General features: G+C 62.3%; 22 protein-coding genes and 2 pseudogenes. 17 read left to right on the forward strand and 7 right to left on the reverse strand.

Going from position 1 to position 26,861, the window contains the following annotated elements:
• Window positions 1-179: 179 nt before the first annotated feature.
• The 8 genes and pseudogenes from FFS09_RS18475 (at window position 180) to FFS09_RS18510 (ending at window position 7,218) form a co-directional block, all read left to right on the forward strand.
• Window positions 180-1,151 (forward strand): zinc-binding dehydrogenase, encoded by a 972-nt coding sequence (locus FFS09_RS18475; RefSeq protein WP_137920371.1) that lies wholly within the window; start codon window positions 180-182, stop codon window positions 1,149-1,151.
• A gap of 14 nt (window positions 1,152-1,165) precedes the next feature.
• Entirely contained in the window at window positions 1,166-1,960 is a 795-nt protein-coding gene (locus FFS09_RS18480) for a TauD/TfdA dioxygenase family protein (RefSeq protein ID WP_137920372.1), read from the forward strand.
• Window positions 1,961-2,015: 55 nt separating this feature from the next.
• Window positions 2,016-2,423 carry a LysR family transcriptional regulator gene (locus FFS09_RS18485; protein WP_171020090.1) on the forward strand — a complete coding sequence of 136 codons (408 nt, stop codon included), beginning with the start codon at window positions 2,016-2,018 and terminating at the stop codon, window positions 2,421-2,423.
• A gap of 128 nt (window positions 2,424-2,551) precedes the next feature.
• A pseudogene (locus tag FFS09_RS18490) lies at window positions 2,552-2,852 on the forward strand (IS481 family transposase); the annotation flags it as partial.
• Between the two features lie 135 nt (window positions 2,853-2,987).
• The gene (locus FFS09_RS18495) at window positions 2,988-4,031 is read left to right on the forward strand and encodes a porin (RefSeq protein WP_137920422.1); all 1,044 of its coding nucleotides are present in this window, start codon (window positions 2,988-2,990) and stop codon (window positions 4,029-4,031) included.
• Between the two features lie 250 nt (window positions 4,032-4,281).
• On the forward strand, window positions 4,282-5,421 hold the full coding sequence (locus FFS09_RS18500; RefSeq protein ID WP_137920374.1) for a Re/Si-specific NAD(P)(+) transhydrogenase subunit alpha: 1,140 nt from the start codon (window positions 4,282-4,284) through the stop codon (window positions 5,419-5,421).
• Window positions 5,422-5,470: 49 nt separating this feature from the next.
• Window positions 5,471-5,797: an NAD(P) transhydrogenase subunit alpha part 2 gene (locus tag FFS09_RS18505; protein WP_137920375.1), complete on the forward strand. Its 327-nt coding sequence runs from the start codon at window positions 5,471-5,473 to the stop codon at window positions 5,795-5,797.
• A complete protein-coding gene (locus tag FFS09_RS18510) occupies window positions 5,794-7,218 on the forward strand; it encodes an NAD(P)(+) transhydrogenase (Re/Si-specific) subunit beta (protein WP_137920376.1) in 1,425 nt (474 codons plus the stop codon). The genes FFS09_RS18505 and FFS09_RS18510 overlap by 4 nt, the downstream gene beginning before the upstream one ends.
• A gap of 69 nt (window positions 7,219-7,287) precedes the next feature.
• Here the strand turns inward: FFS09_RS18510 and FFS09_RS18515 are convergent.
• Window positions 7,288-7,440: pseudogene (locus FFS09_RS18515) on the reverse strand (IS630 family transposase); the annotation flags it as partial.
• Window positions 7,441-7,504: 64 nt separating this feature from the next.
• Between FFS09_RS18515 and FFS09_RS31590 the strand changes: the two are divergent.
• Complete coding sequence (locus tag FFS09_RS31590) at window positions 7,505-7,657, forward strand: zinc-binding dehydrogenase (RefSeq protein ID WP_171020091.1); 153 nt, start codon at window positions 7,505-7,507, stop codon at window positions 7,655-7,657.
• 1,010 nt (window positions 7,658-8,667) lie between these two features.
• On the opposite strand, the gene FFS09_RS18525 is transcribed toward FFS09_RS31590, so the two are convergent.
• The 4 genes from FFS09_RS18525 to dnaA form a co-directional block, all read right to left on the reverse strand.
• Window positions 8,668-11,745 carry an anti-phage protein gene (locus tag FFS09_RS18525; protein WP_137920378.1) on the reverse strand — a complete coding sequence of 1,026 codons (3,078 nt, stop codon included), beginning with the start codon at window positions 11,743-11,745 and terminating at the stop codon, window positions 8,668-8,670.
• A 202-nt stretch (window positions 11,746-11,947) separates the two neighbouring features.
• Entirely contained in the window at window positions 11,948-14,563 is a 2,616-nt protein-coding gene (gyrB, locus tag FFS09_RS18530; RefSeq protein ID WP_171020092.1) for a DNA topoisomerase (ATP-hydrolyzing) subunit B, read from the reverse strand.
• Between the two features lie 82 nt (window positions 14,564-14,645).
• Complete coding sequence (gene dnaN, locus FFS09_RS18535) at window positions 14,646-15,752, reverse strand: DNA polymerase III subunit beta (protein ID WP_137920379.1); 1,107 nt, start codon at window positions 15,750-15,752, stop codon at window positions 14,646-14,648.
• Window positions 15,753-15,857: 105 nt separating this feature from the next.
• Window positions 15,858-17,276, reverse strand: a complete 1,419-nt coding sequence (gene dnaA, locus FFS09_RS18540) for a chromosomal replication initiator protein DnaA (RefSeq protein ID WP_137920380.1) — start codon at window positions 17,274-17,276, stop codon at window positions 15,858-15,860.
• 237 nt (window positions 17,277-17,513) lie between these two features.
• Between dnaA and rpmH the strand changes: the two genes are divergently transcribed.
• From rpmH to FFS09_RS18575, 7 genes are all read left to right on the forward strand, one after another.
• Window positions 17,514-17,648, forward strand: a complete 135-nt coding sequence (gene rpmH, locus FFS09_RS18545) for a 50S ribosomal protein L34 (protein WP_006299042.1) — start codon at window positions 17,514-17,516, stop codon at window positions 17,646-17,648.
• A gap of 73 nt (window positions 17,649-17,721) precedes the next feature.
• Window positions 17,722-18,138 (forward strand): ribonuclease P protein component, encoded by a 417-nt coding sequence (gene rnpA / locus FFS09_RS18550; RefSeq protein WP_137920424.1) that lies wholly within the window; start codon window positions 17,722-17,724, stop codon window positions 18,136-18,138.
• A complete protein-coding gene (gene yidD, locus FFS09_RS18555) occupies window positions 18,128-18,415 on the forward strand; it encodes a membrane protein insertion efficiency factor YidD (protein WP_137920381.1) in 288 nt (95 codons plus the stop codon). The genes rnpA and yidD overlap by 11 nt, the downstream gene beginning before the upstream one ends.
• Window positions 18,412-20,124 (forward strand): membrane protein insertase YidC, encoded by a 1,713-nt coding sequence (gene yidC, locus FFS09_RS18560; RefSeq protein WP_137920382.1) that lies wholly within the window; start codon window positions 18,412-18,414, stop codon window positions 20,122-20,124. The genes yidD and yidC overlap by 4 nt, the downstream gene beginning before the upstream one ends.
• A 146-nt stretch (window positions 20,125-20,270) precedes the next feature.
• On the forward strand, window positions 20,271-21,680 hold the full coding sequence (gene mnmE, locus FFS09_RS18565; RefSeq protein WP_137920383.1) for a tRNA uridine-5-carboxymethylaminomethyl(34) synthesis GTPase MnmE: 1,410 nt from the start codon (window positions 20,271-20,273) through the stop codon (window positions 21,678-21,680).
• 107 nt (window positions 21,681-21,787) lie between these two features.
• A complete protein-coding gene (locus FFS09_RS18570) occupies window positions 21,788-22,279 on the forward strand; it encodes a Crp/Fnr family transcriptional regulator (protein ID WP_137920384.1) in 492 nt (163 codons plus the stop codon).
• An 88-nt stretch (window positions 22,280-22,367) separates the two neighbouring features.
• On the forward strand, window positions 22,368-23,036 hold the full coding sequence (locus FFS09_RS18575) for a hypothetical protein (RefSeq protein ID WP_137920385.1): 669 nt from the start codon (window positions 22,368-22,370) through the stop codon (window positions 23,034-23,036).
• 16 nt (window positions 23,037-23,052) lie between these two features.
• Here the strand turns inward: FFS09_RS18575 and FFS09_RS18580 are convergent, their stop codons facing one another.
• Window positions 23,053-23,598, reverse strand: coding sequence for an adenine phosphoribosyltransferase (locus FFS09_RS18580; RefSeq protein ID WP_137920386.1), 546 nt, complete (start codon window positions 23,596-23,598; stop codon window positions 23,053-23,055).
• A 219-nt stretch (window positions 23,599-23,817) separates the two neighbouring features.
• The gene (locus tag FFS09_RS18585; protein ID WP_137920387.1) at window positions 23,818-25,803 is read right to left on the reverse strand and encodes a monovalent cation:proton antiporter family protein; all 1,986 of its coding nucleotides are present in this window, start codon (window positions 25,801-25,803) and stop codon (window positions 23,818-23,820) included.
• A 59-nt stretch (window positions 25,804-25,862) separates the two neighbouring features.
• On the opposite strand from FFS09_RS18585, the gene FFS09_RS18590 reads away from it, so the two are divergent.
• Complete coding sequence (locus FFS09_RS18590) at window positions 25,863-26,861, forward strand: KpsF/GutQ family sugar-phosphate isomerase (protein WP_137920388.1); 999 nt, start codon at window positions 25,863-25,865, stop codon at window positions 26,859-26,861.

Raw genomic sequence — 26,861 nt, forward strand, 5'->3', positions numbered from 1 at the left:
ATTAAAGTAATTCCATAGGTCATACTCCTATGTATGTTTATGTTGACTTGGAAAAAGAATGGGAATATTCTTGCGGCCACGAACGAGGGCAGCAGCCCTCGTGGACGGGAACAACAAGGCTTTGGCCGAAGGGTGAACCCGTCGAAGTGGGGCAACACATCAAAGCAAAGGAACAAGCAATGAAAGCAGTTCGCGTAGAACCGAGCCCGCAGGGCGGCAAGGTCGAGTGGCAGGAGGTCGCGACTCCTGTGGCAAAGGCTGGCCAAGTGCTAGTCAGGGTGCGTGCGGCCGGTGTGAACCGCGGGGACATCAACCGGGTGCGTGAAGCACGCTCGGGCGCGGCCTTCACGGCAGGCATCGAATTCGCTGGCGAAATCGCCGCAGTGGGGCCGCAGGTGACGGGCTGGTCCGAAGGTGAGCGCGTCATGGGTCATGCGAGGGGCAGCCAGGCGGAGTATGTGCTGTGCGATCCGCTGGCCATGATGCGTGTGCCCGATGGCCTCTCCTGGGCGGAGGCGGCGGCGTTTCCCAATGTGTTCATCACCGCGCACGATGCGGTGGTCACCAACGGCAAGGTGCGTGCGGGCGAATCGGTGTTGATCAACGGTGCCTCAGGCGGAGTCGCCGTGGCGGCCATCCAGATCGCCTCGCTGCTGGGCGCCTCGCCGGTGATCGCCTCGTCGCGCTCGGCGGCCAAGCTCGATCGCTTGGCGCGGTTCGGTGTCGATGTGGGCGTCAACGCATCGAATGAATCCCAAGTGGATGCGGTCATGGCCGCCACCTCCAACCGCGGGGTTGACCTCATTGTCGACACCGTAGGCGGAACGGTCTTTCAGGCGAATATGGAAAGCCTCGCGGTCAAAGGCCGTCTGGTTCATATTGCCCGTCTTGGCTCGGCCAAGGCCGAAATCGATCTCGGCACGCTTTGGCTCAAGCGCTTGCAGTTGATCGGGGTGACGTTCCGAACCCGCACCGAGGAAGAACGCCTGGAGTGCATCCAGGCATGCGCGCGCGACATGCTGCCGTTCCTGCAGGCCGGCAAGGTCCAGCTGCCCATCGACCGGACCTTCTCCATCGCAGCGGTGGTGGAGGCGCAGGCCTGGATGCAGCGCGATCAGCACATCGGCAAGATCATCCTTCTCGTCGATTGAAAAAGGAGCCACTCATGAGCATACAGATCACACCGTTGACGGGTTCGGTTGGGGCGTCAGTTGAGGGCGTCAATCTGAACGAGCCGATCGACAAGCCCACTTTTGACGTGCTGCATCGCGCCTTTCTCGAGCACGGCGTCCTGGTCTATCGCAAGCAGTATCTGCAGCCCGCGGCTCACGTGGCGTTCGCTGGGCTGTGGGGAAATCCGGCGCAAAACAACCCCCTGTCGCCCAGCGTGCCAGGTTTCCCGGGACTCATCCAGGTCACGAAGATTCCCAAGGAAACTGCCTCCACCGAAGCCTGGCACTCCGACTCCATCTACACGCCAGTGCCGCCCAAGATTTCCATCTTGTCGGCCGTCGTGGTGCCGCGCGGCGGCGACACCATGTGGTGCAACCAGTACCAGTCCTATGACCGCCTGTCTCCGACCCTGCAGCAAATGATCCAGGGCCTGCGCGCGCGTTTCGAAGGACTGCGTCTGGCCAGAATGCGCGGCGCCGGAGAGGTGCCTTCGGCAGTTCACCCTATTGTGCGCACGCATCCTGAGACCGGTCGAAAAGCTCTCTACGTCGGCCACCCCGATACTGCACATTCCATCGAAGGAATGACCCTGGCCGAGAGTCGCCCGCTACTGGACTTTCTCTACGAACACTCCACCACCCCGGACAACGTCTACCGCCATATGTGGCAGCAGGGCGACGTCGTCATGTGGGACAACCGCTGCACCATGCACTATGCCGTGCATGACTACGGCGAGGCCGAGCGTGTGCTCAATCGCATCACCCTCGAAGGCGACACCCCCCGCTGAAACCTTGCTGCCTGCGTTTCCGAGGTCCTCGGTGCCGAATTGCAAAGATCTTGATGTGGACGAACAGCCCGTGCAGGAGTCGGATGCCGTCTTCATCTCGACGTCCGACGCCAATCGTTATTGCATCAATCTCGCCCGGTTTGATCTGGTGTCGGTGCGTCTGGCCGTCCTGTGTGCCGATATGGGCTCACTGTCGGCCGCGGTCAAACGTTTGCATTGTTCGCTGTCCACGGGCAGCTACCGGCTGAGTATGCTGGAAGACGCACTTGGTACTCAACTGTTCATGAGGGATCACCGAGGACTTCACCTGACGGATACTGGCTCATTGTTGGTTCATCACTGCAGGGCCATCCTGGTTCACGTCGAGTTGATGAGTCAGCACGTCGCACCAGATCTTCGCCCCGTCGAAGATCTGGTGCGACGTCCGAAGGTCGAAGTGCCCCTAGATATGAAGCTTCAATAGGTTGTATCCGGCCTTCGTCCGGATTGGGTTTGAGAGACTGGAAATCGCCAAACACCCAATCCACTCAGGACCCCAACCGGACGAACTCCTATAGGCATGCTCGACTTACCTTCGCTCGCCGATTCGAGATGGTCAACAGATGACCTTGGCGAATCTGGATGCGCCTAGGCCGCTGCTGCCTAAGGAGTGACAGCGCAAACCGCCCTCAAGTGGCTAGGCCAGCATCTCTCAGGCGGCGAAGCCTCCCTGGCCGATGCGTCCTCTAGGCCGGCACGCTCAAGCAGTGCTATCGACTAGTTCAAGGCCTTACTCATAGTAGAACTACGCAAACGCCGCATGCTGCAGTCGCGAATTGCGCGCTACGTAGGCATCTCGACGACCACCGTGAGCCGGGTATTGGCCCGTGCGGGGCTGCCTCAGATCATGGACTGTGTTCGGGCGATAGGGTTTGAGATTTTTCGAAGGTTCGCACAAACCCTTGGAGGTCTGAAGGCATGCGCTACCTACGATTCGTCGGCTGCATTTGCAGCGTTCGTCAATCGCACAACCGTATGGATCCCGCAAATGAAAAAATCAATCTTGTTGCTATCGGCGTTCGGCGCAGCGTGTGCGGCCAACGCACAGACTTCGGTCACCCTGTACGGTGTCATTGATGTGGCCGTCACCCGTGGGAACGGATCGGTGAGCGATCGAACCATGCTCGGCCGCGGCGCTCTGAGCCCCAACCGTTTCGGCTTACGTGGCAACGAAGATTTGGGCGGTGGTATGTCCGCCGGCTTTGCACTCGAAGCCGGCTACAACGCCGACGATGGAACGGGCGGTAGCACCAATACCAACAATCAGAACTCGGGCGTCGTATCGGGTGGATTGGTTTTTAGCCGTGCCTCTTACCTCCGACTGGGCGGGGCCTGGGGCGAAGTCCGGGCCGGACGTGACTATGTTCCACAGTACCTAAACTTTGGTATCGGCGATCCGCTCGGGTTGGTGGGTGCGGGCGCTGCCTTGAATTACACCAACATCATCACGGGGCCGACCAGTGCTCGTGCCTCCAACGGCCTCTTCTACTACTCCCCGAGCATGCTTGGTGGTCTGGTGGTCAATCTGGCGCACTATCGTGGTGAGAACATGACTGGCATCCCGACCGAGGATGACGGCACCGGTAATGGCATTCGCCTGTCCTATCAGGCGGGAGCTTTTGTCGGCGGTGTGGGCTGGGGTCAGACTCACTACGCCGCGGGGGATGCCACGCAGCGCAACGTCGCAGCGTCCTACGATCTGGGCGGCGTCAAACTGATGGGGATGCTCAGCCGCGATCGTCTCGGCACCTTGCAGTCGCGCGGGGGCGTCTTCGGCGCGCATGCGAAAGTCGGTGCAGCGGGTTTGTTGCGCGCAGCCTACTCGACTCACCGCACCAACGCGGTGGGTACGCCCGAGTCGAAGAAGCTGGCACTGAGCTATGTGCACAGCTTCTCCAAACGAACCGCGCTGTACACGACCGTCGCGCGCGTGAGCAATTCGGGTGGTGCTTCGGTGGCTCTCAACGGTGCCCGGACAGGCGCCAACCGCATCTCCACTGGATGGGATGTGGGCATGCGACATAGCTTCTGAGGCAGCCTTCGCGTGGCGACATGGCTTCTTGCCATGTCGCCTGGATGCTTCCTTTGGCATTTCCTGGATAGGCTCGTGCCATCTCTTGATCCGGGAGCGGGATCCGCTTAACAGTGGTGCATCGCTTGCACGCTATTAGTGGCTGCTACGCGTTGTGCACGATGTGTAGGTGTGGGGCAGGGCGTTGCGGTAGTTTTCAAACGGGTGTGATGCCAGCTCGCGCCAAGAAACGATAACAAGGAAAAGAACCATGCAGATTGGCGTACCCGCTGAGACCATTGCGGGTGAGACCCGGGTGGCCGTCACGCCGGAAACGGCAAAAAAATACATCGCGCAGGGCCACACCGTGCGCGTGCAGTCGGGCGCCGGCGTTGCCGCCAGCGCGACCGACGCGGCCTACACGGCCGTCGGTGCAGAAATCACCGACGCCGCCGGCGCGCTCGGTTGCGACCTGGTGCTCAAGGTGCGCACGCCCAGCGACAGCGAGCTCGCGCAGATGAAGTCGGGCGCGACCGTGGTCGGCATGCTCAACCCCTTCGACGCTTCGGGCCTGCAGCGCATGGCCAGCGCGGGGCTCACCGCCTTCGCACTCGAAGCCGCGCCGCGCACCACGCGCGCGCAGAGCATGGATGTGCTCTCGTCGCAAGCCAACATCGCCGGCTACAAGGCCGTGATGCTGGCCGCGCACCACTACCAGCGCTTCTTCCCCATGCTGATGACGGCGGCGGGCACGGTCAAGGCCGCACGTGTCGTGATCCTGGGCGTCGGCGTGGCCGGCCTGCAGGCCATTGCCACGGCCAAGCGCCTGGGCGCGGTGATCGAAGCGTCCGACGTGCGCCCGAGCGTGAAGGAACAGATCGAGTCCTTGGGCGGCAAGTTCATCGACGTGCCGTACGAGACCGCCGAAGAGAAAGAAGCGGCCGAAGGCGTGGGTGGTTATGCCCGCCCGATGCCCCCGAGCTGGCTGGAACGCCAGAAGGTCGAGGTGGCCAAGCGCGTGGCCCAGGCCGATGTGGTGATCTCCACCGCGCTGATCCCCGGGCGTGCCGCGCCGGTGCTGATCACCGAAGACATGGTCAAGGCCATGAAACCGGGCAGCGTGATCGTGGACATTGCCGCGGGCAAAGGCGCAGACGGTGTGGGCGGCAACTGCCCGCTGTCCGAGGCCGACAAGACCGTGGTGAAGCACGGGGTGACCATCGTGGGTGAAACCAACCTGGCGGCCATGGTGGGCGCCGATGCGTCCGCGCTGTACGCGCGCAACGTGCTGGACTTCCTCAAGCTCGTGCTGCCCAAAGACGCCACGGCGGTGCAGGTGGACATGGACGACGACATCGTTGCGGCCTGTCTGATGACGCAAAACGGCGAACTCAAAAAAAGAATGCAGTGAATTTGTAGGGCGGACCTTCAGTGCTGTCCCCAACCCATCAGGAAATCCCATGGAAGCCGTATCCCCCACCGTTCTCAACCTCATCATCTTCGTGCTGGCCATCTACGTGGGCTACCACGTGGTGTGGAACGTCACACCCGCGCTGCACACGCCGCTGATGGCCGTGACCAACGCCATCTCCGCCATCGTGATCGTCGGTGCCATGCTGGCCGCCGCGCTGACCGAGACGAACCTGGGCAAGACCATGGGCGTGCTGGCCGTGGCGCTGGCCGCGGTCAACGTCTTCGGTGGCTTCCTCGTCACCCGGCGCATGCTGGAAATGTTCAAGAAGAAAGAACGCAAGGCACCCGCAGCGATTGAAGGGGCCGCGAAATGAGCATGAACCTCGTCACGCTGCTGTACCTCGTCGCCAGCGTCTGCTTCATCCAGGCCTTGAAGGGCCTGTCGCACCCGACCACTTCGATCCGGGGCAACATCTTCGGCATGACCGGCATGGCGATTGCCGTGTTGACCACCGCCGCGCTCATCATCGAACTCTCTGGCGGCAAAGCCCAGGGCATGACCTGGGTGCTCGGTGGCCTGGTCGTGGGTGGCGCCATCGGCGCCCTCATGGCCAACCGGGTCGAGATGACCAAGATGCCCGAACTGGTTGCCTTCATGCACAGCATGATCGGCCTGGCCGCGGTCTGCATCGCCGTGGCCGTGGTGGCCGAGCCCTGGGCGTTCGGCATCGTCGCCAACGGTGCGCCGATCCCGGGTGGCAACCGCATCGAACTCGCGCTGGGCGCCTTCATCGGCGCGGTCACTTTCTCTGGCTCGGTCATCGCCTTCGGCAAGCTCTCGGGCAAGTACAAGTTCCGCCTGTTCCAGGGCGCACCGGTGCAGTTCCCCGGCCAGCACAAGCTCAACCTGCTGCTGGGCCTGGCGGTGGTGTTCTTCTGCTTCGGCTTCTGGCACTCGCAGAGCTGGATGGACATCGTGCTGGTGATCGCGCTGGGCTTCATCCTGGGCGTGCTCATCATCATCCCCATCGGCGGCGCGGACATGCCGGTGGTGGTCTCCATGCTCAACAGCTACTCGGGCTGGGCGGCGGCGGGCATCGGCTTCAGCCTGAACAACTCCATGCTGATCATTGCCGGCTCGCTGGTGGGCTCGTCGGGCGCGATCCTGAGCTACATCATGTGCAAGGCCATGAACCGCTCGTTCTTCAACGTGATCCTGGGCGGCTTCGGTGGTGAGACCGCGACCGCCGGCGGCGCCAAGGCCGAAGCGCGCCCGGTCAAGAGCGGCAGCGCGGACGACGCGGCCTTCGTGCTGGGCAACGCCGAGACCGTGGTGATCGTGCCCGGCTACGGCCTGGCGGTCGCCCGTGCGCAGCACGCGGTGAAAGAGCTGGCGCACAAGCTGACCGAAAAGGGCATCACCGTGAAGTACGCGATCCACCCGGTGGCCGGGCGCATGCCGGGGCACATGAACGTGCTGCTGGCCGAGGCCGAGGTGCCGTACGACCAGGTGTTCGAGATGGAAGACATCAACGGCGAGTTCGGCCAGGCCGACGTGGCGATCATCCTGGGCGCCAACGACGTGGTGAACCCCGCCGCCTTGCAAAAGGGCAGCACGATCTACGGCATGCCGATCCTGGAGGCTTACAAGGCCAAGACGGTGATCGTGAACAAGCGCTCCATGGCCGCGGGTTACGCCGGCCTGGACAACGAGCTGTTCTACATGAACAAGACCATGATGGTCTTCGGTGACGCCAAGAAGGTCGTCGAGGACATGACCAAGGCCATCGAGTAAAAACTACAGCCACACTCCCCCTGCTACGGCCAGCGCCAAGAACGTCGCACCCCACGTGGCGGTTCATTTAAAGGATTGACCGTGGGCATTGTGGTGTGCGACGAACTGGTCGATGCGCTGCACAAGCTGCTTCACACCAGTGAACGAGCCACGACGGCAGGCCTTGTCGGTGATCAAGGCGAAGAAGCGCTCCACCTGATTGAGCCAGGAGCTGCAGGTCGGCCGGCCGCAGGACCTTTGGAAGGAGGACGAATGCAAGCGGTACACAGAGCGGCTTCGGGGGACGATGACAGCGCTGTTCGATCTAGCGCAGCAGGGCAAGATACGTCCGACGTCCTCCGCCTGCTATCCGTTAGAGGACTTCAGAACCGCGTTTGAAGCGGTGGAAAAACGTCAGTCGTTCGTATGCAACCAAGAAACCCGACGTAGCGTGCGCTAAGGCAGACAAGATATCGATGCGCTGCCGCAAGACGCCCTGCCTGAGGCCTTCCTCGCTCTTGGATCGGCCGCCCCGGAACTGTAGAAATAGGCGGTTCCAAACACAGATCCATGGATGATCTCTGAGGAGATCGCATAAACACCTCCATAGGCACCGATTCGGGCTCCGCCAGCAGCGCGCACCTTCTCACCAATCAGGCGAATGCGGCTTGGAATATCAAGACTCGTCCACCACCCTTGTCTCTCGCCTGAAAATTCGGGGAACTCCTGATCCAATACGGGCTTGATCTTCTCTTGCGAACCAATCGCGATCATGAAGTCGCCGCTAAGAACCAGAATCCATCCGACGCTTGATGGCTTGTATGGCGGCTTGGAGCTGCCCGTTGAGCTACCTGCTCATTGGGCAGCAGGGGCGTGTCACCCTGTGCATCGAAAGCAAAGCCCAACGGGCTAAGCAACCCGTCCGGGAAACTGGGGGAAGCCCAGCAGGCCGTCTTGGAAGTCATTGCTGAGCACGTCCCACGGCAAAATCTTTGGCATCGGTATGCTCCAGCTGGTTGGCAAGTTTGCGGGCGGGTCACGCCTGTGTGAAGTCTCTCAAATCTGAGCCAGTCAGAGATGAAGGCCGGGAAACCATTGACAAGGTACTCAACCCGTAGGGCTTCGGCGGAGGCCCAAAGGGCGACGACGGTCCCCAGAGGGCGCGCAGACCAGCTGTGAACCCGTGGAGTTAAGGCGCGGTCGCTAACAGTTGTGACTGATAACGGATTCAAAATCTGGTGACAGGGTCAGTCCCGGACGAAGACGCAGTGCTCTCCCCGGGCGACGTTCCAGTTGACTCCTTGTCTGCGCTAGCCGTTCCATCCTGTGCCGCGAGGTGTTTTTCAAGCAGATGTGACTCCTTGGGGGCGTCCACTTCACAGTCGATTGTTGAGGAGGGCGAGAGCAACTTGTGAATTGAGAGTATTCGAAGGAGCGACATGATGCGGCAGAAACTGTGTGTTCAGGGGGTCACGCGTTGCCAAGCAACTTGGTTTTTCTCGTCTTGTATTCGACGGCGTGTTGATAGGGCAGCGTCACTATATTTTTACTTGCTAGCCACTGTTTATCGCGCTCGTCAGTCTTGAACATGTATAGACGGCGGAGCGTCAACATCTGGAGCACGCGCGCGGCGATGAAATCACTTCCAAAGTCGTCCAAGAGCTTTTCCATCTCTCGCTGCGGTAGTCTCCCCGGACTATCCAACTTCACGCCGGTGGCAATAAGCCGCGCTGCGGGAGACCCGATGGTTCCGGCCGCTGCACGTATGTCATCAATAAGTGCGTCGGAACTTGTCGAGACAATTGCCTTCAACAGGAAGCCTGCCGTCGACGTCTGCAACAGCCAAGCGACGAGTTGCTGCGCAATCTTTTTGCGCTCCTCCTCAGTCCCCGACTCTTTGCGCTTTGCCAACATGTCTGTCAATTCAGTCAAAACCGCTGCTTGGTCATTTGTGAACAAGTTGAAGTAGGCGGTAACCGCTCTCAAAGGGCCGTGCATGACCTTGCTCAGCAAGTCAACGCGTTGATTTCTTGGTATGCGCTCGATTTGATTCTTGAGGATTTGACCAAGAATCTCAACTGCTTTGAACAGTGAGATGACGTGCGCAACAAACTCGTCTTCCTCCAGGTCTTCCTTTCGGTCTGCTAACCCGTCACTACCGTCATCAAGCTCGTCTCGGCGGTGATTTGCTTCTTGCCTTGCCTGCTCTGGGCTCTTGCCCGAGTACGTCAATGCAGGGAGGTCTTTGACGAAGTCTCTGATTTCGACGGTGTCCCTTCCTGTGAACTCAACTGCACGGTATGCCGAGAATGGCTTCTCCACCGCGTCTACTACGCACCGCAAGAATAACGGGTCTTCAAAAGAATGATGCGCTAGGAATAGCACCGTATTTGCGTTTTCTCGCACATACAGATGCGCGCAGCACTTATGCACATACGCCTGCACTTCCAAATCATTCATTTTTCTGGAGAGGTATTTCCCCTTCAGATAGTAGTAGATGTAGTGATACCGGAAGCGGAAGAAGTCCCCATGCTGTGCAAGTATTCGTGCCCTTACAAGCGAAGCGACTCGGGCGGATAGTTCAACACGTACTTGCTCTTTTGAATATCGCTCATTGAACGTGCGGAACTCTTCCTCAGAGAGCTCCTTGTTCTCCGTGGCATGAAGCTGCCACGCAAGATGCGCACAGTATTCAATAATGCCTGTCCATTGATTCCGGGGAATTTGCGCCGACTCCAACCCCGCCTTTAGCAGAAAGTCGTAGTACTCGCTGAGTCCACTTTCCTCAAATCCTCCTTGAACGCCTGATTCGTAGCTTTGCAGCAAGGTCAGGAGATACAAGGGAAGCGATGGCACGATGTTTTTTGCCATCACTTCATTGAGGACGCGCTCTGCGGCATCGCACCGCTGAAGGAGCTGTCCTTCATCAAGCGAGCCGTCGGATGAGGTCCGCAAGAGCCACCGTTTGACAAGCTCTGCCCGCTTGGCAAAACCAAACGGCAGGAGCTTGAACTCTTCGAGGTCGGCGAGCTTTCCCTCAGTGTGAGGGCGAATTGTTCCACTGAAATCGAAGCTATCGTTTGCAGTAAACAAAAATCTGTTGAATCGGGATGAGGCCATAACCAAAAGCTTGGCGCGAGACGCACCATGGCGAATGGGGCCATCATCGAAATCATCAAGAAGCAAAAGCTTGTTGGTCTTCGGTACTTGGGCGTAACGTGCGCTGCTCCCTGGCCCATACTGCGATTCGACGGCTTTAGCAACTGCTTGGTCGAACTCTCTCTCGGAAACAGTTCTTAATTCAGCCCCTCTAAGGTAGACCGGGACGAGGCCTCTTTCATGGAAATGCTTAAACAGCATGTACAAAAGACTGGTCGCCCCAGACTTCTCCTCTCCCGTCAAAAGCACTCCTCCCTCTAGACGGGACGAGCCATGAAAAATGGTGGTGTTGAGTGGAACCTTAACCCTGCGTTCATCGTTGGACTGGTGGGCATGAACATCGGGGTAAACATACAAGTCTCGCAATGCGAGTGGAGCACCCCGGGCACCAAAAATCCCCCCGGGGTCGGAAAGTAGTTGCTCGAAATGGGAGCTAATTTCGAACTCGTTCCGGACCTTTTTTGGAAGCGTTCTGAAATCAGACCACGAACCTTCTTCGGTTGCGAGGTAGCGCGCTGCACCATCCCACTTGTAGCGGGTATTTTGATAGGTGCCTTCTACGAGGTTGAAGATTGCGACGTTGAAAGATGACTCAGCGAGGCCGTGATGTCCTTGGAGAACACATCCTTCGATATATGCACTATGGCCGGTCTCCGCGTTGATGTCTTCACCCACTCCGCCTACATGCTCATGGCCAGAGACAACCACATTTGCCAAGCCGCGAACAAGTTGTCGCAACGGGTGGTACATCGTTTGGCTGAACCAGTTCAGCGGATGATGCATAAGGACAACCCTGTAGTCGGCAACATCGTTGCGACGATTCTTGTAGCGTTCGACAGGGAAAATGAGTGTTCCAGGTGTTTCGTGAATGTTCGAACACCACGACACGTTGAGGGAGTCAAAAATGAGCTCAACACCCTCGACTGAGAATCTATGTGAAGTCCATAGTTGGTCTCCAACTCTGGTTTCCCCGGGGCTTTCGAAGCTTTCAGAAAAATCGCGATATGCACCTTGAATCGAGGCGCCAAGAGCGATGACGTCATCGTCCAGCTTCTCAGGTTTTTCTCGAATGGCGTCAAGAGTGAGTTGCCTGGGTGCATTGCTCAGGGAGAAGTCACAGTCGTGATTTCCGGGAGCCATGACAAAGTGCACAGGCAGGTCTTTCTCCGCCTGAATGCTTTTTCGAATTGACTCGAAAAGTCCGCGCGCCGTCTCGTATTGGGCTCTGTCGCCGCTATAGGCAATGTCACCGGTAACAGCGACGAAGACGGCAGTTGCTTCTGGCAACGACGCAAAAGTGCAGGCCGCTATTTGGTCCCCTTGTTTGAGGATTGGGTCCTTGTCGCCTCGAATGTGAATGTCGCTAAGGTGCAGTATCAGAACCGTCATATTCTTTCCACATGAACAACATCATCCAGGCCACCTGCACCGCGGGTTAGCTCAAGGTGCCGGACCAGGACTCAAAGCACCCTTTCGTTGTGGGTAGCAATCCGCGGCTGATATGCCGAGAGCCCACTCAACGGCCAACGTCCGCAGTTTTCTCTGCTTATGGGTCCCGCTTTCTCAGCTTTTGAGGCTACCTACAGGCGCCTCAAACGTCGATATTCCCCGCCCGCAACGCGTTCGTCTCGATGAAGTCGCGCCGCGGCTCCACCTCGTCGCCCATCAGCATCGTGAACACGCGATCGGCCTCGATCGCATCGTCGATCTGTACGCGCAGAAGGCGGCGCACGTTCGGGTCCATTGTCGTTTCCCACAGCTGCTCAGGGTTCATCTCGCCCAGGCCTTTGTAGCGCTGGCGGCTGGTGGTGCGTTCGGCTTCGCTGATCAGCCAGCGCATGGCCTGGCGGAAGTCGTTGACCTTCTCTTCCTTCTGCTTGTCGCCTTCGCCGCGCAGCACTTTCGCGCCCTCGCCCAGCAGACCACGGAAGGTTTCGGCGGCGGTGGCCAGCGCGGCGTAGTCGGCGCCGTGCACGAAATCTTGCGTGAGCACGCTGCTCTTGATGTTGCCGTGGTGGCGGCGGCCGATGCGCAGGATTGGCTTGTCGGTGCGCACGTCGAACTCGGCCGCCACTTCGGCGGGCACGCCGGTGGTGGTCAGTTCGCGCAGTTTGACCTGCAGCGCCACGGCGCTGACTTCGGCCTGCTCCACACTGTCGAGATTGAGCGACACACCATCGGCAATCGCGCGCAGGGCCTCGGCGTCCATGAAGTTGGACAGGCGCGCGATCACGCTTTCGGCGATCTGGTGCTTGCGCGCGAGTTCGCCCAGCGTGTCGCCGCTCAGCGTGGCTTGCGTGGCGCCACCGGTGAACACGCTTGCGTCTTTCAGCGCAATACGCAGCAAGAAGCCATCAAGCGCCGAGGCGTCCTTCAGGTACAGCTCTTCCTTGCCGGCCTTCACCTTGTAGAGCGGCGGTTGCGCGATATAGATGTGGCCGCGCTCGACCAGCTCGGGCATCTGGCGGTAGAAGAAGGTCAGCAACAGCGTGCGGATGTGGGCGCCGTCCACGTCGGCGTCGGTCATGATGATGATGCGGTGGTAGCGCAGCTTGGCGACGTTGAAGTCGTCCACGCCCGCCGTGCCGCCCACGCCCGTGGCCTTGCCGATGCCGGTGCCGAGTGCCGTGATGAGCGTCAGGATTTCGTTGCTGGTGAGCAGCTTCTCGTAGCGCGCTTTCTCCACGTTCAGGATCTTGCCGCGCAAGGGCAGGATCGCCTGGAACTTGCGGTCACGGCCCTGCTTGGCGGAGCCACCGGCGGAGTCGCCCTCGACGATGTAGATCTCGCACAGCGCCGGGTCTTTTTCCTGGCAGTCGGCCAGTTTGCCGGGCAAGCCCATGCCATCGAGCACGCCTTTGCGGCGCGTCATTTCGCGCGCCTTGCGCGCCGCTTCACGCGCGCGCGCCGCTTCAACGATCTTGCCGCAGATGATCTTCGCGTCGTTCGGGCGCTCCTGCAGGTAGTCGGCCAGCAGGCGGCTCACGATGTCTTCCACTGGGCCGCGCACTTCGCTGGAGACCAGCTTGTCTTTGGTCTGGCTGGAGAACTTGGGCTCGGGCACCTTCACGCTCAGCACGCAGCACAGGCCTTCGCGCATGTCGTCGCCCGTCACTTCCACCTTGGCCTTCTTGGCCATTTCGCTTTCTTCGATGTACTTGTTGATCACCCGCGTCATCGCCGCGCGCAGGCCGGTCAGGTGGGTGCCGCCGTCGCGCTGCGGGATGTTGTTGGTGAAGCACAGCACCTGCTCGTTGTAGCCGCTGTTCCACTGCATCGCGACTTCCACGCCGATGTTCGTGCCCTGGTCGCTCTGGCGATCGCCCATGGCGTGGAACACGTTGGGGTGCAGAACGGTCTTGCCCTTGTTGATGAAGTCGACGAAGCCCTTGACGCCGCCGGCACCGGAGAAGTCGTCTTCCTTGCCGCTGCGCTCGTCCTTCAGGCGGATGCGCACGCCGTTGTTGAGGAACGAGAGTTCGCGCAGGCGCTTGGACAGGATCTCGTAGTGAAAGTCGGCGTTCTCGCGGAAGATTTCGTAGTCGGGCAGGAAGTGCACTTCGGTGCCGCGCTTCTCGGTCGCGCCTGTGATGCGCATGGGCGAGATTTCAACACCGGTAGGCGTGGACTCGATCACGCGGTTCTGCACGAAGCCGCGCGCGAATTCGAGCTGGTGCACATGGCCTTCGCGGCGCACCGTCAGGCGCAGCCACTGCGAGAGTGCGTTCACGCAGCTCACGCCCACGCCGTGCAGACCACCCGAGACCTTGTAGCTGTTCTGGTTGAACTTGCCGCCGGCGTGCAGTTCGGTCAGCGCGATCTCCGAGGCAGAGCGCTTGGGCTCGTGCTTGTCGTCCATCTTCACGCCGGTGGGGATGCCACGGCCGTTGTCCACCACGCTGATGGAGTTGTCGGTGTGGATGGTCACGACGATGTCGTCGCAATGGCCGGCCAGCGCTTCGTCGATCGAGTTGTCCACCACCTCGAACACCAGGTGGTGCAGGCCGGTGCCATCGGACGTGTCGCCGATGTACATGCCCGGGCGTTTGCGCACGGCTTCCAGACCTTCCAGGATCTGGATCGAACCCTCGCCATAGCCTTCGCTGGCGCCGGCCTGGTTGGCGTCAATGACGGGTTGGAAATTGGAACTGTCGGCTTGGGCCGCACCGGTGTTGACGGATTCGGCGGGCTTGTTGGCGTCGGACATGGTGAAGTTTCTCGATCTCAGTAAACGCCAAACCCGCGGTGTTCGCGGGTTTGGAAGGCGCAGGCAAGCGGAGTGGCTGGCCTCAAATGCGCATGGGCATGACAACGTATTTGAAGGCGTTGTCGTCGGGGTTGGTGACCAGCGCGGAGCTGTTGCCATCGGAAAGTTCGATGCGAACCATCTCCTGCGACATGTTCTGCAGCGCGTCGATCAGGTAGGTCACGTTGAAGCCGATTTCGATGGTGTCGCCACCGTAGTCGATGTCGAGCTCGTCGACCGCTTCTTCCTGCTCGGCGTTGCTCGAGGCCACGCGCAGCGCGCCGGGCTCGACGTTCAGACGCACACCCTTGAACTTCTCGCTGGTCATGATGGCCGTGCGTTGCAGCGAGGCCAGCAGCGGCTGGCGGCCGAGCGTGACGATGTTCTTGTGGTTCTTCGGGATCACGCGGTTGTAGTCGGGGAACTTGCCCTCGACCAGTTTGGTGACGAACTCCATGCCGTCGAAGCTGAACTTGGCCTGGTTGGCGGCGAACTGCATCTCGATCGCGCCTTCCTTGTCGGAGAGCAGGCGCTGCAGTTCCAGCACGGTCTTGCGCGGCAGGATCACTTCTTGTTTGGGCACTTCCACATCCAGCGTGGCGGAGGCAAATGCCAGGCGGTGGCCGTCGGTGGCGACCAGGCTGAGCTGCTTGCCTTCTGCCACGAACAGGATGCCGTTCAGGTAGTAGCGGATGTCGTGCACGGCCATCGCGAACGACACCTGGCCCAGCAGGTTCTTCAACGTTTTCTGCGGCACGGAGAACACGGGGCCGAAGCTGGCCGACTCCTGCACCAGCGGGAAATCTTCGGCGGGCATGCTTTGCAGCGTGAAGCGGCTCTTGCCGCCTTTGAGGATCAGCTTGCCGGCGCTCGATTCCAGGCTCACCGTCTGGTCGCCCGGCATGGTGCGCAGGATGTCGATCAGCTTGCGCGCGCCCAGCGTGGTGGCGAAGTTGCCGCTGTCGCCGTCCAGCTCGGCGGTGGTACGGATCTGAATTTCCAGGTCGCTGGTGGTCAGCTGCACCTGCGAACCGGTCTTGCGAAGCAGGACGTTGGCCAGGATCGGCAAGGTGTGGCGGCGCTCCACGATGCCCGCCACGGATTGCAGCGCGGCCAGTACTTTGTCCTGGGTCGATTTCAAAACGATCATGTCAGACTCTTTCTTCTCTGGTTGCTTGTCGGCCGGCCCCTGCCTCCCGGTGGCCCCGTTTCGTTGTGTGGGCCAAATCCCCGCTATTTTCGCTTTTTTGTGGCCTCATCCCTTGAGCGTCTGTTCCAGCACGTGCAGCTGCTGGTTCAGCTCGGTGTTCTGCTGGCGCTCGGCCCCGATTTTGCGCACCGCGTGCAGCACCGTGGTGTGGTCGCGGCCACCAAACAATTCCCCGATTTCGGGCAGGCTCTTCTGCGTCAGCTCCTTGGCAATGAACATGGCGATCTGGCGCGGGCGGGCGATGCTGGCCGGGCGCTTCTTGCTGTACATGTCGGCGACCTTGATCTTGTAGAAATCGGCCACCGTTTTCTGGATGTTCTCCACACTGATCTGGCGGTTCTGGATCGACAGCAGGTCTTTCAACGCATCGCGCGCGAGCTGGATCGAGATTTCCTTCTGGTTGAACCGCGAATAGGCCAGGATCTTGCGCAGCGCGCCTTCGAGTTCGCGCACGTTCGAACGCACGTTCTTCGCCACGAAAAACGCCACTTCCTCGGGCATCACCGCGTTCTCCACCGCCGCCTTGTTGATCAGGATGGCAACGCGCATCTCCAGCTCGGGCGGCTCGATGGCCACCGTCAGGCCCGAATCGAAGCGCGACACCAGCCGTTCGTGGATGTCTGCCAGGCCCTTGGGGTAGGTGTCGCTGGTGAGCACGATATGGCTCTTTTTGGCCAGCAGAGCCTCGAAGGCGTTGAAAAACTCCTCCTGGGTGCGCTCCTTGTTGGCGAAGAACTGCACATCGTCGATCAACAGCAGATCGAGCGAGTGGTAGCGCTCCTTGAATTCATCGAAAGTCTTGCGCTGATAGGCCTTGACCACATCGGAGACAAACTGCTCCGCGTGGATGTAGAGAACTTTGGCCTGTGGACGGTCTGCCAGCAGGTGGTTGCCGATGGCATGCACCAGGTGGGTTTTGCCCAGGCCCACGCCGCCGTAGATGAACAGCGGGTTGTAGAGCTGCCCCAGGCTTCCCGCCACGTGCATCGCCGCGGCGCGCGCCATGCGGTTGGCCGAGCCTTCCACGAGGGTGGAAAACGCCAGCGCCGGATTCAGCCGCGTCTTGGGTCCGCTGGGCACGGCGACTTCCACCGGCGCCAGATCGGGCAGTTCCGCCAGCACAGGGTCTTGCGTCGCGCGGGGCAGAGGTGAGGTCCTGCTGGGTCCTTCGCGCGGAGCGAGCACCAACTCAAGCGTTACTGGTGTACCCTGAATGCCCTCCAGCAAGGCGGTGATGCGGGACGCGTATTGAGCCCGGATCCAGTCCATCTTGAACCGGTTGGCCACGGCCAGGACCACTCGGGAGCCGTCGGGTGCGACGGTGGCGGACAGGGGTCTGATCCAGGTATTGAACTGTTGTTCGGGAATCTCTTGCGACAGCCGGTCCATGCAGGCAGGCCAGAGCGAGACCGTGCTCGATGCGCTGTCGGCCGGGGAGGTGTCAGGGGGAATGCCCTCGATCATGCTGGAATAGGGGAACCGTTGGAGTTGTGGACAAATGTCTCGGGGCAATCCGGCCATTGTAGAGCGCCAGACAACTTATCCACAAGGCGGTCGGACGGCTGCGAAAGCCAAGCCGACAACCTGCCCGATAAGCCGCTTTCTTCAAGTGGCACGCGCGCACCGAACGCCAAGTGCTTGCCGCACCTTGGTTTTATTTGCGATAATTGCGGGTTTCCCCGATTTCAACAGACGACCATCATGAAACGCACTTACCAGCCCTCCAAGATCCGCCGCGCCCGCACCCACGGCTTCCTCGTCCGCATGAAGACCCGCGGCGGCCGTGCCGTGATCAACGCACGCCGCGCCAAGGGCCGCAAGCGCCTGGCCGTCTGAGGCTTCGCGTGTTGTTCTGCCGGCGTCCACTCGCTCGGCTCCCTCACCGCGTGACCCGGACGATTCGGCGGTGATCCAGCGGCTGCGGTCCCGGCAACAGTTCCAGGCCGTGATGGCCGGTGCCCCCGTGGCCAAAACCCCCCACTTTGCCTTGCACCGCGCCGCGCTCTCCAGCGCGGGTGAGGGTCGGGCTTTGTTCCCCGTGGCCGATACCTGGCTGGGTGTGATGCTGCCCAAGCGCTGGGCCAAGCGCGCCGTGACGCGCAACGCCATTCGCCGCCAGATCTACGAGATCGCCCGCCACCAGGCCGCGAGCCTGCCCCAGGCTGCGCACGTGGTGCGCCTGCGCAGCGAGTTCAGCCGCCAGCAATTCGTCAGCGCCACGTCCGACGCGCTCAAACGCGCCGTGCGCGCCGAACTTGAACAGCTGTTGGCGCCCCGCTCCGCGTCACGCACGGCGAAGCCTGCGGAGGTCCGCCATGCTGTCTGACTGGCCGCGTCTGGGCCTGCTCGGTCTGGTCAAGGGGTACCGTCTACTGCTCAGCCCGTGGCTGGGCAACGCCTGCCGGTTCGAGCCGTCGTGCTCGCTCTACGCCATCGCCGCACTGGAGCGCCATGGCGCGGTGGGTGGCGGCTATCTCACATTGCGGCGGCTGGCCCGCTGTCATCCGTGGTGCCAGGGCGGCCATGACCCGGTGCCCACCACCACGCCCCGGCTGTTTTCCAGCCTGATTTCTCCTTCCTGCGAAAAGAAGAACCTGTCATGAATGACATCCGTCGGTCCATTCTGTGGGTCATTTTTGGTTTGTCGATGGTCCTCATCTGGGACAAGTGGCAGATCCACAATGGCCACAAACCCACGTTTTTCCCGGGCGCTGCGCCTGCCGTGACGGCACCTGCCGCATCCACCAGCCAGCCGGCCGCAGGCAGCACCACCGCTGGTGTGCCGGCGGCCGCTGCCGGGCAGAACGCCGCCGCGACTGGCGGTGAGGCCCCGGTTGCCGCCCCTGGCGCCGTGGCCCAGCGCCACGAAGTCACCACCGACCTCTTCAAGCTGGTGTTCAACAGCGAGGGCGGTTCGTTGATCGGTTCGCAGTTGCTCAAGCACGCAGAGGCCACGCGCCAGAGCAAGGACCAGAGCGAGCAGCCGTTCACGCTGCTCACCCAGGGTGGCGAGCACATCTATGTGGCGCAGACCGGCCTTATCGGTGGCAACTTCCCGACCCACAAGACCCCCATGGCCCTGGTGGGCAACCCCACAACGCTCGCCGATGGCCAGAACGAGCTGCAGGTGCGCTTCGAGTCGGCCGAGGTGGGCGGCGTGAAACTGGTCAAGACGTACACCATCAAGCGCGGCAGCTACGCCATCGGCGTGCAGCACGAGGTGCAGAACGTTGGTGGGCAGGCGGTGAAGCCGCAGCTGTACTTCCAGTTGGTGCGCGACGGCAGCAAGCTCAGCAGCGAGACGCCTTTCTATTCGACCTTCACCGGCCCAGCCGTCTACACCAACGAGAAGAAGTACCAGAAGGTCGAGTTCGCCGACATCGAAAAGAACAAGGCCGAGTTCGTCAAGTCGTCGAGCGACGGTTACGTGGCCATGGTGCAGCATTACTTCGCCTCCGCCTGGTTGCTGGACGATGGCGTGGCGCGCGAAAACTTTGCGCGCAAGATCGACAACAACCTGTTCTCCGTCGGCAGCATCACCTCGCTTGACAGCATCGAGCCGGGCCAGAGCCTGAGCCGGCAGTCGCGCTTGTTCCTGGGACCCCAGGAAGAGAAGGTGCTGGAGAAGATTGCCCCGGGCCTGGAGTTGGTCAAGGACTACGGCTGGCTCACCATTCTGGCCAAGCCGCTGTACTGGCTGCTCGAGAAGATCCACGGTTTTGTGGCGAACTGGGGCTGGTCCATTGTGCTGCTGGTGGTGCTGATCAAGGCTGCGTTCTATTGGCTCAACGCCAGCGCGTACCGCAGCATGGCCAAGATGAAGAAGATCAATCCACGCATCATGGAAATGCGCGAGCGCCTCAAGGGCAACCCGCAGGCCATGCAGCAGGAAATGATGAAGATGTACCGCGAGGAAAAGGTCAACCCGTTGGGTGGCTGCTTCCCGATCCTCATCCAGATCCCCGTCTTCATCGCGCTCTACTGGGTGCTGTTGTCCAGCGTGGAAATGCGCAACGCGCCGTGGATGGCCTGGATCACCGACCTGTCCTCGCCCGACCCCTACTTCATCCTGCCGCTGGTGATGACCATCACCACCATGATCCAGACCGCGCTCAACCCGCTGCCGCCAGATCCGATGCAGGCCAAGCTGATGTGGCTCATGCCGCTGATGTTCTCCGTCATGTTCTTCTTCTTCCCGTCCGGCCTGGTGCTGTACTGGATCACGAACAACGTGTTGACCATCGCACAGCAGGCGTTCATCAACACGCGCATGGGCGTGCCGTTGAAATTCAACATGCCCAGTTTCAAGTGACTCCCTGCGCCGCTGACGCGGCTTCCCCCTGAAGGGGGCGGCGTCTTGGGCCGGTGGAGCCGGACCCATGACGCCCCTGGAGGAGTTTTTTTCTCCGGTGAAGGGCCTGCGTTGTGCAGGCCCTTTGTCTTTTATGCTCGCTCGTTATGCTCGCTGCCTCGCGTGACCCCATCGTTGCCATCGCCACCGCGCCGGGTCGTGGCGGTGTGGGGATCGTGCGGGTGTCCGGGCGAGGGCTGGAGCCCTTTGTGCGGGCCTTGTTGGGGCGTTCACCGAAACCCCGCGAGGCCACCTATTTGCCTTTCTCGGATGTCGTCGGCCAGCCTATCGACCATGGTCTGGCCCTGTGGTTTCCCGCTCCGCATTCCTACACCGGCGAAGACGTGCTTGAGCTGCAGGGACATGGCGGGCCCGTGGTGCTGCAGTTGTTGCTGGCGCGCTGTCTGGAAGTGGCGCGCGAGGCCGCGTCCACGCTGCGCCCGGCGCGCGCCGGCGAGTTCACCGAGCGTGCGTTCCTCAACGACAAGCTCGACCTGGCCCAGGCAGAGGCCGTAGCCGACCTGATCGATGCCAGCACCGAGGCAGCCGCGCGCAGCGCCTCGCGCTCGCTCGCGGGCGTGTTCTCCGATCGCATTCACGGCCTGCGCGATGCGTTGATCCACCTGCGCATGCTGGTCGAGGCGACGCTGGATTTTCCCGAGGAAGAGATCGACTTTTTGCAGAAGGCCGACGCCACCGGGCAGTTGCAACGCCTGCAAGAGGCGCTGGCGGGCGTGCAGGCGCAGGCGCGCCAGGGCGCACTGCTGCGCGATGGTTTGCAGGTCGTCATTGCGGGTCAGCCCAACGCGGGCAAAAGCTCGCTGCTCAACGCCCTGGCGGGCGCTGAACTCGCCATCGTCACACCGGTGGCGGGCACCACGCGCGACGTGGTGCAGCAGACGATCCAGATCGAAGGCGTGCCGCTGCATGTGGTCGATACTGCGGGCCTGCGCGACAGCGCCGACGTGGACGCCGTCGAGAAGATCGGCATCGAGCGCGCGTGGAGCCGCATCCAGAAGGCCGATGCGGTGCTGTTCCTGCACGACCTCGGCCGCCGCGACAGCGTGGGTTACCGCGAGGCCGACGCGTCGATTGCTACCAGCCTGGCTTCCACGCTGCCGCATGGCGTGCCGGTGCTGCATGTCTGGAACAAGCTCGACCAGGTGGGCGGCGACGCGCCCGCCGCCGTTCAGGCGCAGTCGGACGCGCTCGCCATTTCCGCTCGCGACGGTACCGGCCTGGAAGCCTTGCGCCAGCGCCTGCTCAAGCTCGCCGGTTGGCAACAACACGGGGGCGACGGCCTGTTCATGGCGCGAGAGCGGCATCTGCAGGCGCTACGCCGTGTCGGCGAGCACCTCGACGCTGCCAGTGACCTGCTGCGCGCGCGCGCCGAGCACCTTGATCTGCTCGCGGAAGAGTTGCGCCTGGGCCAGCACGCCCTGAGTGAGATCACAGGGGAGTTCACCGCCGACGACCTGCTGGGTGAAATCTTTTCGCGTTTTTGCATCGGCAAATGAGGCCGGGCGTACCGCCCGTGGGTGATCGCCGACCGTCGAGAGTGCAACTGTAAGCAGCGGTAAAGGCAGGCTTGCGTGCCGCTGCGGCGCACGGTTATCTTGACCGCATGAACGCCCAGCTGCCTCCGTCCGCGCGCTTTGACATTCAAGGTCTTGCCCAGGCCATGCGTGCGAGCAATGCGTTGGACGCCATGCCTCTGAACCTGAATGACAGCCAGTGGCCCCTGTTGGCGAACTACCTGCAACCCGCGGTCTTGCAGCAGGGGCAGGTGCTGCTCGAACAGGGTGTGAAGGACCGCACCGTCTATTTCGTCGAAAGCGGCTCGCTCTCGGTGCACTACGAGGATTCGCGCGATCGCGTGCGCATTGCCGTGGTGGGCGCCGGTTCCTTGCTGGGTGAGGGCGCGTTCTTCAGCCACCTGCCGCGCAGCGCCACGGTGCACGCCGGCAGCGACTGCCGACTCTGGTGCCTGACGCCGCTGCGCTTTCGCGAGTTGTCGACGCGTTACCCGGAGATCGCCCTGGAGGTTGCCGTGGCCATGTCGGCGGTGCTCGCGCGGCGCATGTACAACCGACCCAAACGGGTGGCGGTGACTTGAGTCTGGCTCGGTTGCGCACCCGAATGAAGGCGCTTTTGCGCCGTTTTTTCAACCCTTTGCGTGCGCGTTCATGAAGCACACTCACCTCATGTCTTTGATGAATTGGCTCCAGGCCAAAAAGTCCGCCGTTGGCGGCAAGGGCTCATTCACCAGGGCGCGCAAACGGTTCAGCCAGACCACGCTGCCGTTGATTTCACCTCGGCGCGGACGCCGCATCCTGCGGCGCGACCAGCTCTTTTCGGTGGTCCGCGAGTCGCTCATCCGCGCCGGCGTGCTGTCCACCAGCTACGAATTCAAGGTGCTCACGCTCGATGCCAACGGCGACAGCTTTCTGGTGCTGGTCGATCTGGCTTTGCCCGCGCAATCCATGCCCGACGAATACCTGCTCGAGATCGAGCGCTGGATCCAGCAAAGCGCGAAGACGCGGCACGAGATGGCGGTGCGCTCGGTGTACTGGCGCCGCAAGGCGGTGCACGACCAGGTGGGCATGGCGTTGAGGGCTGCGGTGAAGGTGCAGACGCGCCGCGAGACGGTGTTGATGGCGCCGGGCATGGTGCCCACCATGCCGCCGGTCGCCAAGCCGGCCGGCGGTCCCGCTCAACCGGTGGGCGACGATGAGGTGCAGGCCTTCAGGCAAGCGCTGCGGAGCGTGCCCGCGCCGGCGTATCGCACGCCGGCCGAAGCGAGGATGGAGATGCCGCCCGAAGCGCTCAGCGACTTCGACGCACTGAGCGACACCCAGCACGGCAAGCTCTGAAGCCGCTGCCGGCCGGTCAGTGGCCGGCGAAATCCAGCAGCGTAAAAAGTTGGAGACCGGAGGCGCGCAGCTTTTGCGAGCCACCGAGTTCGGGCAGATCGACGATGGCCGCGCCTTCCATCACTTGTGCGCCCAGTTTCTCCAGCAGCCGCCGCCCGGCCATCATGGTGCCGCCGGTGGCGATCAGGTCATCGATCAGCACCACGCGGTCGCCCGCCTTGACCGCGTCGGTGTGCAATTCCACGGTGGCGCTGCCGTACTCGAGCTCATAGGTTTCTTCCACCGTGGTGAATGGCAGTTTGCCCTTCTTGCGGATCGGCACAAAACCCACCCCGAGCTCGTAGGCCAGCACCGAGCCGATGATGAACCCACGCGCATCCAGCCCCGCCACCACGTTGGGGCGCAGCGCGGGATCCATGTAGCGATGCACAAAGGTGTCGATCAACACGCGAAAGACCTTGGGGTCCTGCAGCAAGGGCGTGATGTCCCGGAATTGCACGCCCGGCGCGGGCCAATCGGGCACGGTGCGGATGTGCGACTTCAGAAAGGCAGAGGTGTCCATGGGTTCGGTCCGAAAGGGACGCCCATTATCGGCGTGCGCAAAAAAAACCCCGGTGCGAAGACCGGGGCGGTAGACCATGGTGACCCTGAGTCAGACCATGGGCAGAAAACGGAGGCCCCTCTGCGGGCCGTGGAAGGCATTGTGCTGGCGGGTGCGACGCCATGGCCGCGCTTCCCCGTTGTGCGGCAGCGGGTGGCCGACGAAGTGCGCGCCGCGCTTTCAGCCCATCAGCACCTTTTGCTCGGCCAACGCCAGCGCGGGCGCCTTGCCACTGATCACCACGGTGTCACCGCCTTCGAACACGGTCTCGTCATCGAAGGGGGGTGATCGCCCGCTGGCGCGGCGCAGGCTCACCACCCGCACACCCACCGCATGCAGAGCCAGGCTGCCCACCGTCTTTCCGACGTTTCGCCCGCCGTTGGGCAGGGTGATGGTGGTGAGGCGTTCGTGGTCGATCTCGTCGGCGCCGTCGTCGTCGGCGCCGTGGAAGTAGCCGCGCAGAAGGTTGTAGCGCGCATCGCGCTGGTCCTGCACCACGCGGATCACGCGCCGCATGGGCACGCCCACCAGCGCCAAGGCGTGGCTGGCGAGCATCAAACTGGCTTCGATGGCCTCTGGCACCACTTCGGTGGCGCCGGCACCGCGCAGCTTTTCAAGGTCGGCGTCGTCCACCGTGCGCACCACCACCGGCACATGGGGCGCCTGCGCGTGGGCGTGGTGCAGCACTTTGAGTGCACTGGCGGTGTTCAGGTAAGTCACCACCACCGCGCTGGCGCGGTGCAGGCCGGCCGCCATCAGCGCCTGCAGGCGCGCGGCGTCGCCAAACACCACCGAATGGCCTGCAGCGGCGGCCTGGCGCACGCGGTCGGGGTCGAGGTCCAGCGCCATGTAGGGAATATGCTCGGCTTCCAGCAAGCGCGCCAGGTTCTGCCCGCAACGGCCATAGCCACAGATGATCACGTGCTTGTCCGCGTTGATGGCCTTGCGCGCGATGCTGGTCATCTGCACCGATTGCATCAACCAGTCGCTGCTCACCAGCCGCGTGACAATGCGGTTGGCATACAGGATGGCGACGGGTGTGAGCAGCATGGAGATCACCATGCTGGCCAGGATCGGGTTGAACAGCTGCGGCGGCACCAGGTCGTTCTGCCCGGCCAGCGTGAGCAACACCAGGCCGAACTCACCGGCTTGCGCCAGGTACAAGCCGGTGCGCAGCGCAACGCCCGCGGGCGCACCGAAGCTGCGTGTGATGCCGGTGATGAGCGCGAGCTTGAAGGCGATCGATCCCGTCAGCAGCAGCAGCACCATGGGCCAGCGGTCGAGCACCAGACGCCAGTCCAGCATCATCCCGATGGTGATGAAAAACAGGCCCAGCAGCACGTCGTGAAACGGCCGGATGTCGGTTTCCACCTGGTGCTTGAACTCGGTTTCGGAGATCAGCATGCCCGCCACGAACGCGCCCAGCGCCAGCGAAAGGCCGGCGTGTTCGGTCAACCACGCCAGGCCGAGCGTGATGAGCAGCAGGTTGAGCATGAACAGCTCGTCGCTCTTGCGGCGCGCCACCTGTGTCAGCCACCAGCGCATGAGCCGCTGCCCGCCGGTGAGCAACAGGCCCAGCAGCAGCACCGCCTTGAGCGTGGCCCAGCCCAGCGCGCGCAGCAGGAACTCGGGCTCGGCGGCCAGCGCGGGAACGATCACCAGCAGCGGCACCACGGCCAGATCCTGGAACAGCAAGATGCCCAACACGCGTTTGCCATGCTCGGACTCCAGCTCCAGGCGTTCGGCCACCATCTTCATCACGATGGCCGTGCTGCTCATCGCCATCACGCCGCCCAGCGCCAGCGCGGTCTGCCACGACACGTTCCACCAGGTTGGCAGGACCACCGTGAGCAGCAGCGAACCCAGGGTGGTCAGCAGCACGGTCAGCACCACCTGCGACATGCCCAACCCGAACACATGCCGCTTCATGGCGCGCAGCTTGGGCAAGCTGAACTCGAGCCCGATCACGAACATCAGGAACACCACGCCGAATTCCGCCAGATACTGGATGCCCCCCGAGTTCTGCGCCAGCGCCAGCGCGTTCGGGCCGATCAGCACGCCCACGACCAGGTAACCCAGCATGGGTGGCAGGCGCAGCATGCGGCAGACCACCACTCCCGTGACGGCAGCCAGCAGGTACAGCAGGGCGATGTCGAGGGAGTTCATGAACCGATGGTACTGGCTGACCGAGCGCGCTGTGACAGCCCCGCGGCGATAATTGCCGCATGACCGTGCCCCACACTTTCGAGCCCGCCCGTGCCATGGCGATGGCGCAGGACACCCTGAGCATCGAGGCGCAAGCGGTGACCGCCGTGGCGCAGCGCCTGGACGCATCCTTCGCCCGCGCGATGCAACTCGTGCTCGACATCCCGGGGCGCGTCGTCGTCATGGGCATGGGCAAGAGCGGCCACATCGGCCGCAAGATCGCCGCCACCCTCGCCTCCACCGGCACGCCGGCCATGTTCGTGCACCCGGCCGAGGCCAGCCATGGCGACCTGGGCATGATCACCAGCGCCGACCTCGTGCTGGGCATCAGCAACAGCGGCGAAAGCGAAGAGCTCACGGCGATCCTGCCGTTGATCAAACGCATGGGCGTGCCATTGCTGGCCATCACCGGCCGCCTCGATTCCACCCTCGGGCGCCACGCCAACGTCGTGCTCGATGCCTCGGTGGACAAGGAAGCCTGCCCACACAACCTCGCCCCCACCGCCAGCACCACCGCGCAACTCGCGCTGGGCGACGCGCTGGCTGTGGCCTTGCTCGACGCGCGCGGCTTCAAGGCCGACGACTTCGCGCGCTCGCATCCGGGCGGCGCGCTCGGGCGCAAGCTGCTCACGCATGTCAGCGACGTCATGCGCAGCGGCGACGCCGTGCCCCGGATGGCCCCGGACGCCGGCCTGATGGACCTCATGCGCGAGATCAGCGCCAAGGGCCTGGGCATGAGCGCCATCGTCGACGCCGATCAACGCGTGCTCGGCATCTTCACCGACGGCGACCTGCGCCGCCTGATCGAAAAGACCGGCAGCAGCGCCGACCTGCGCTCCATGGTCGCGCGCGACGTGATGCACGCCAACCCGCTGACCGTGCGCGAAGACGCCCTCGCGGTGGAAGCCGCCGGCCTCATGGAAGCCCGCCAGATCACCAGCGTTCTGGTGGTCGACAGCGCCGGCCGATTGCAAGGCGCGCTCAACAGCAACGACCTCATGCGCGCGAAGGTGATCTGA

The sequence above is a fragment of the Hydrogenophaga sp. 2FB genome (genome assembly GCF_005503365.1).
GTDB lineage: Bacteria > Pseudomonadota > Gammaproteobacteria > Burkholderiales > Burkholderiaceae_C > Hydrogenophaga.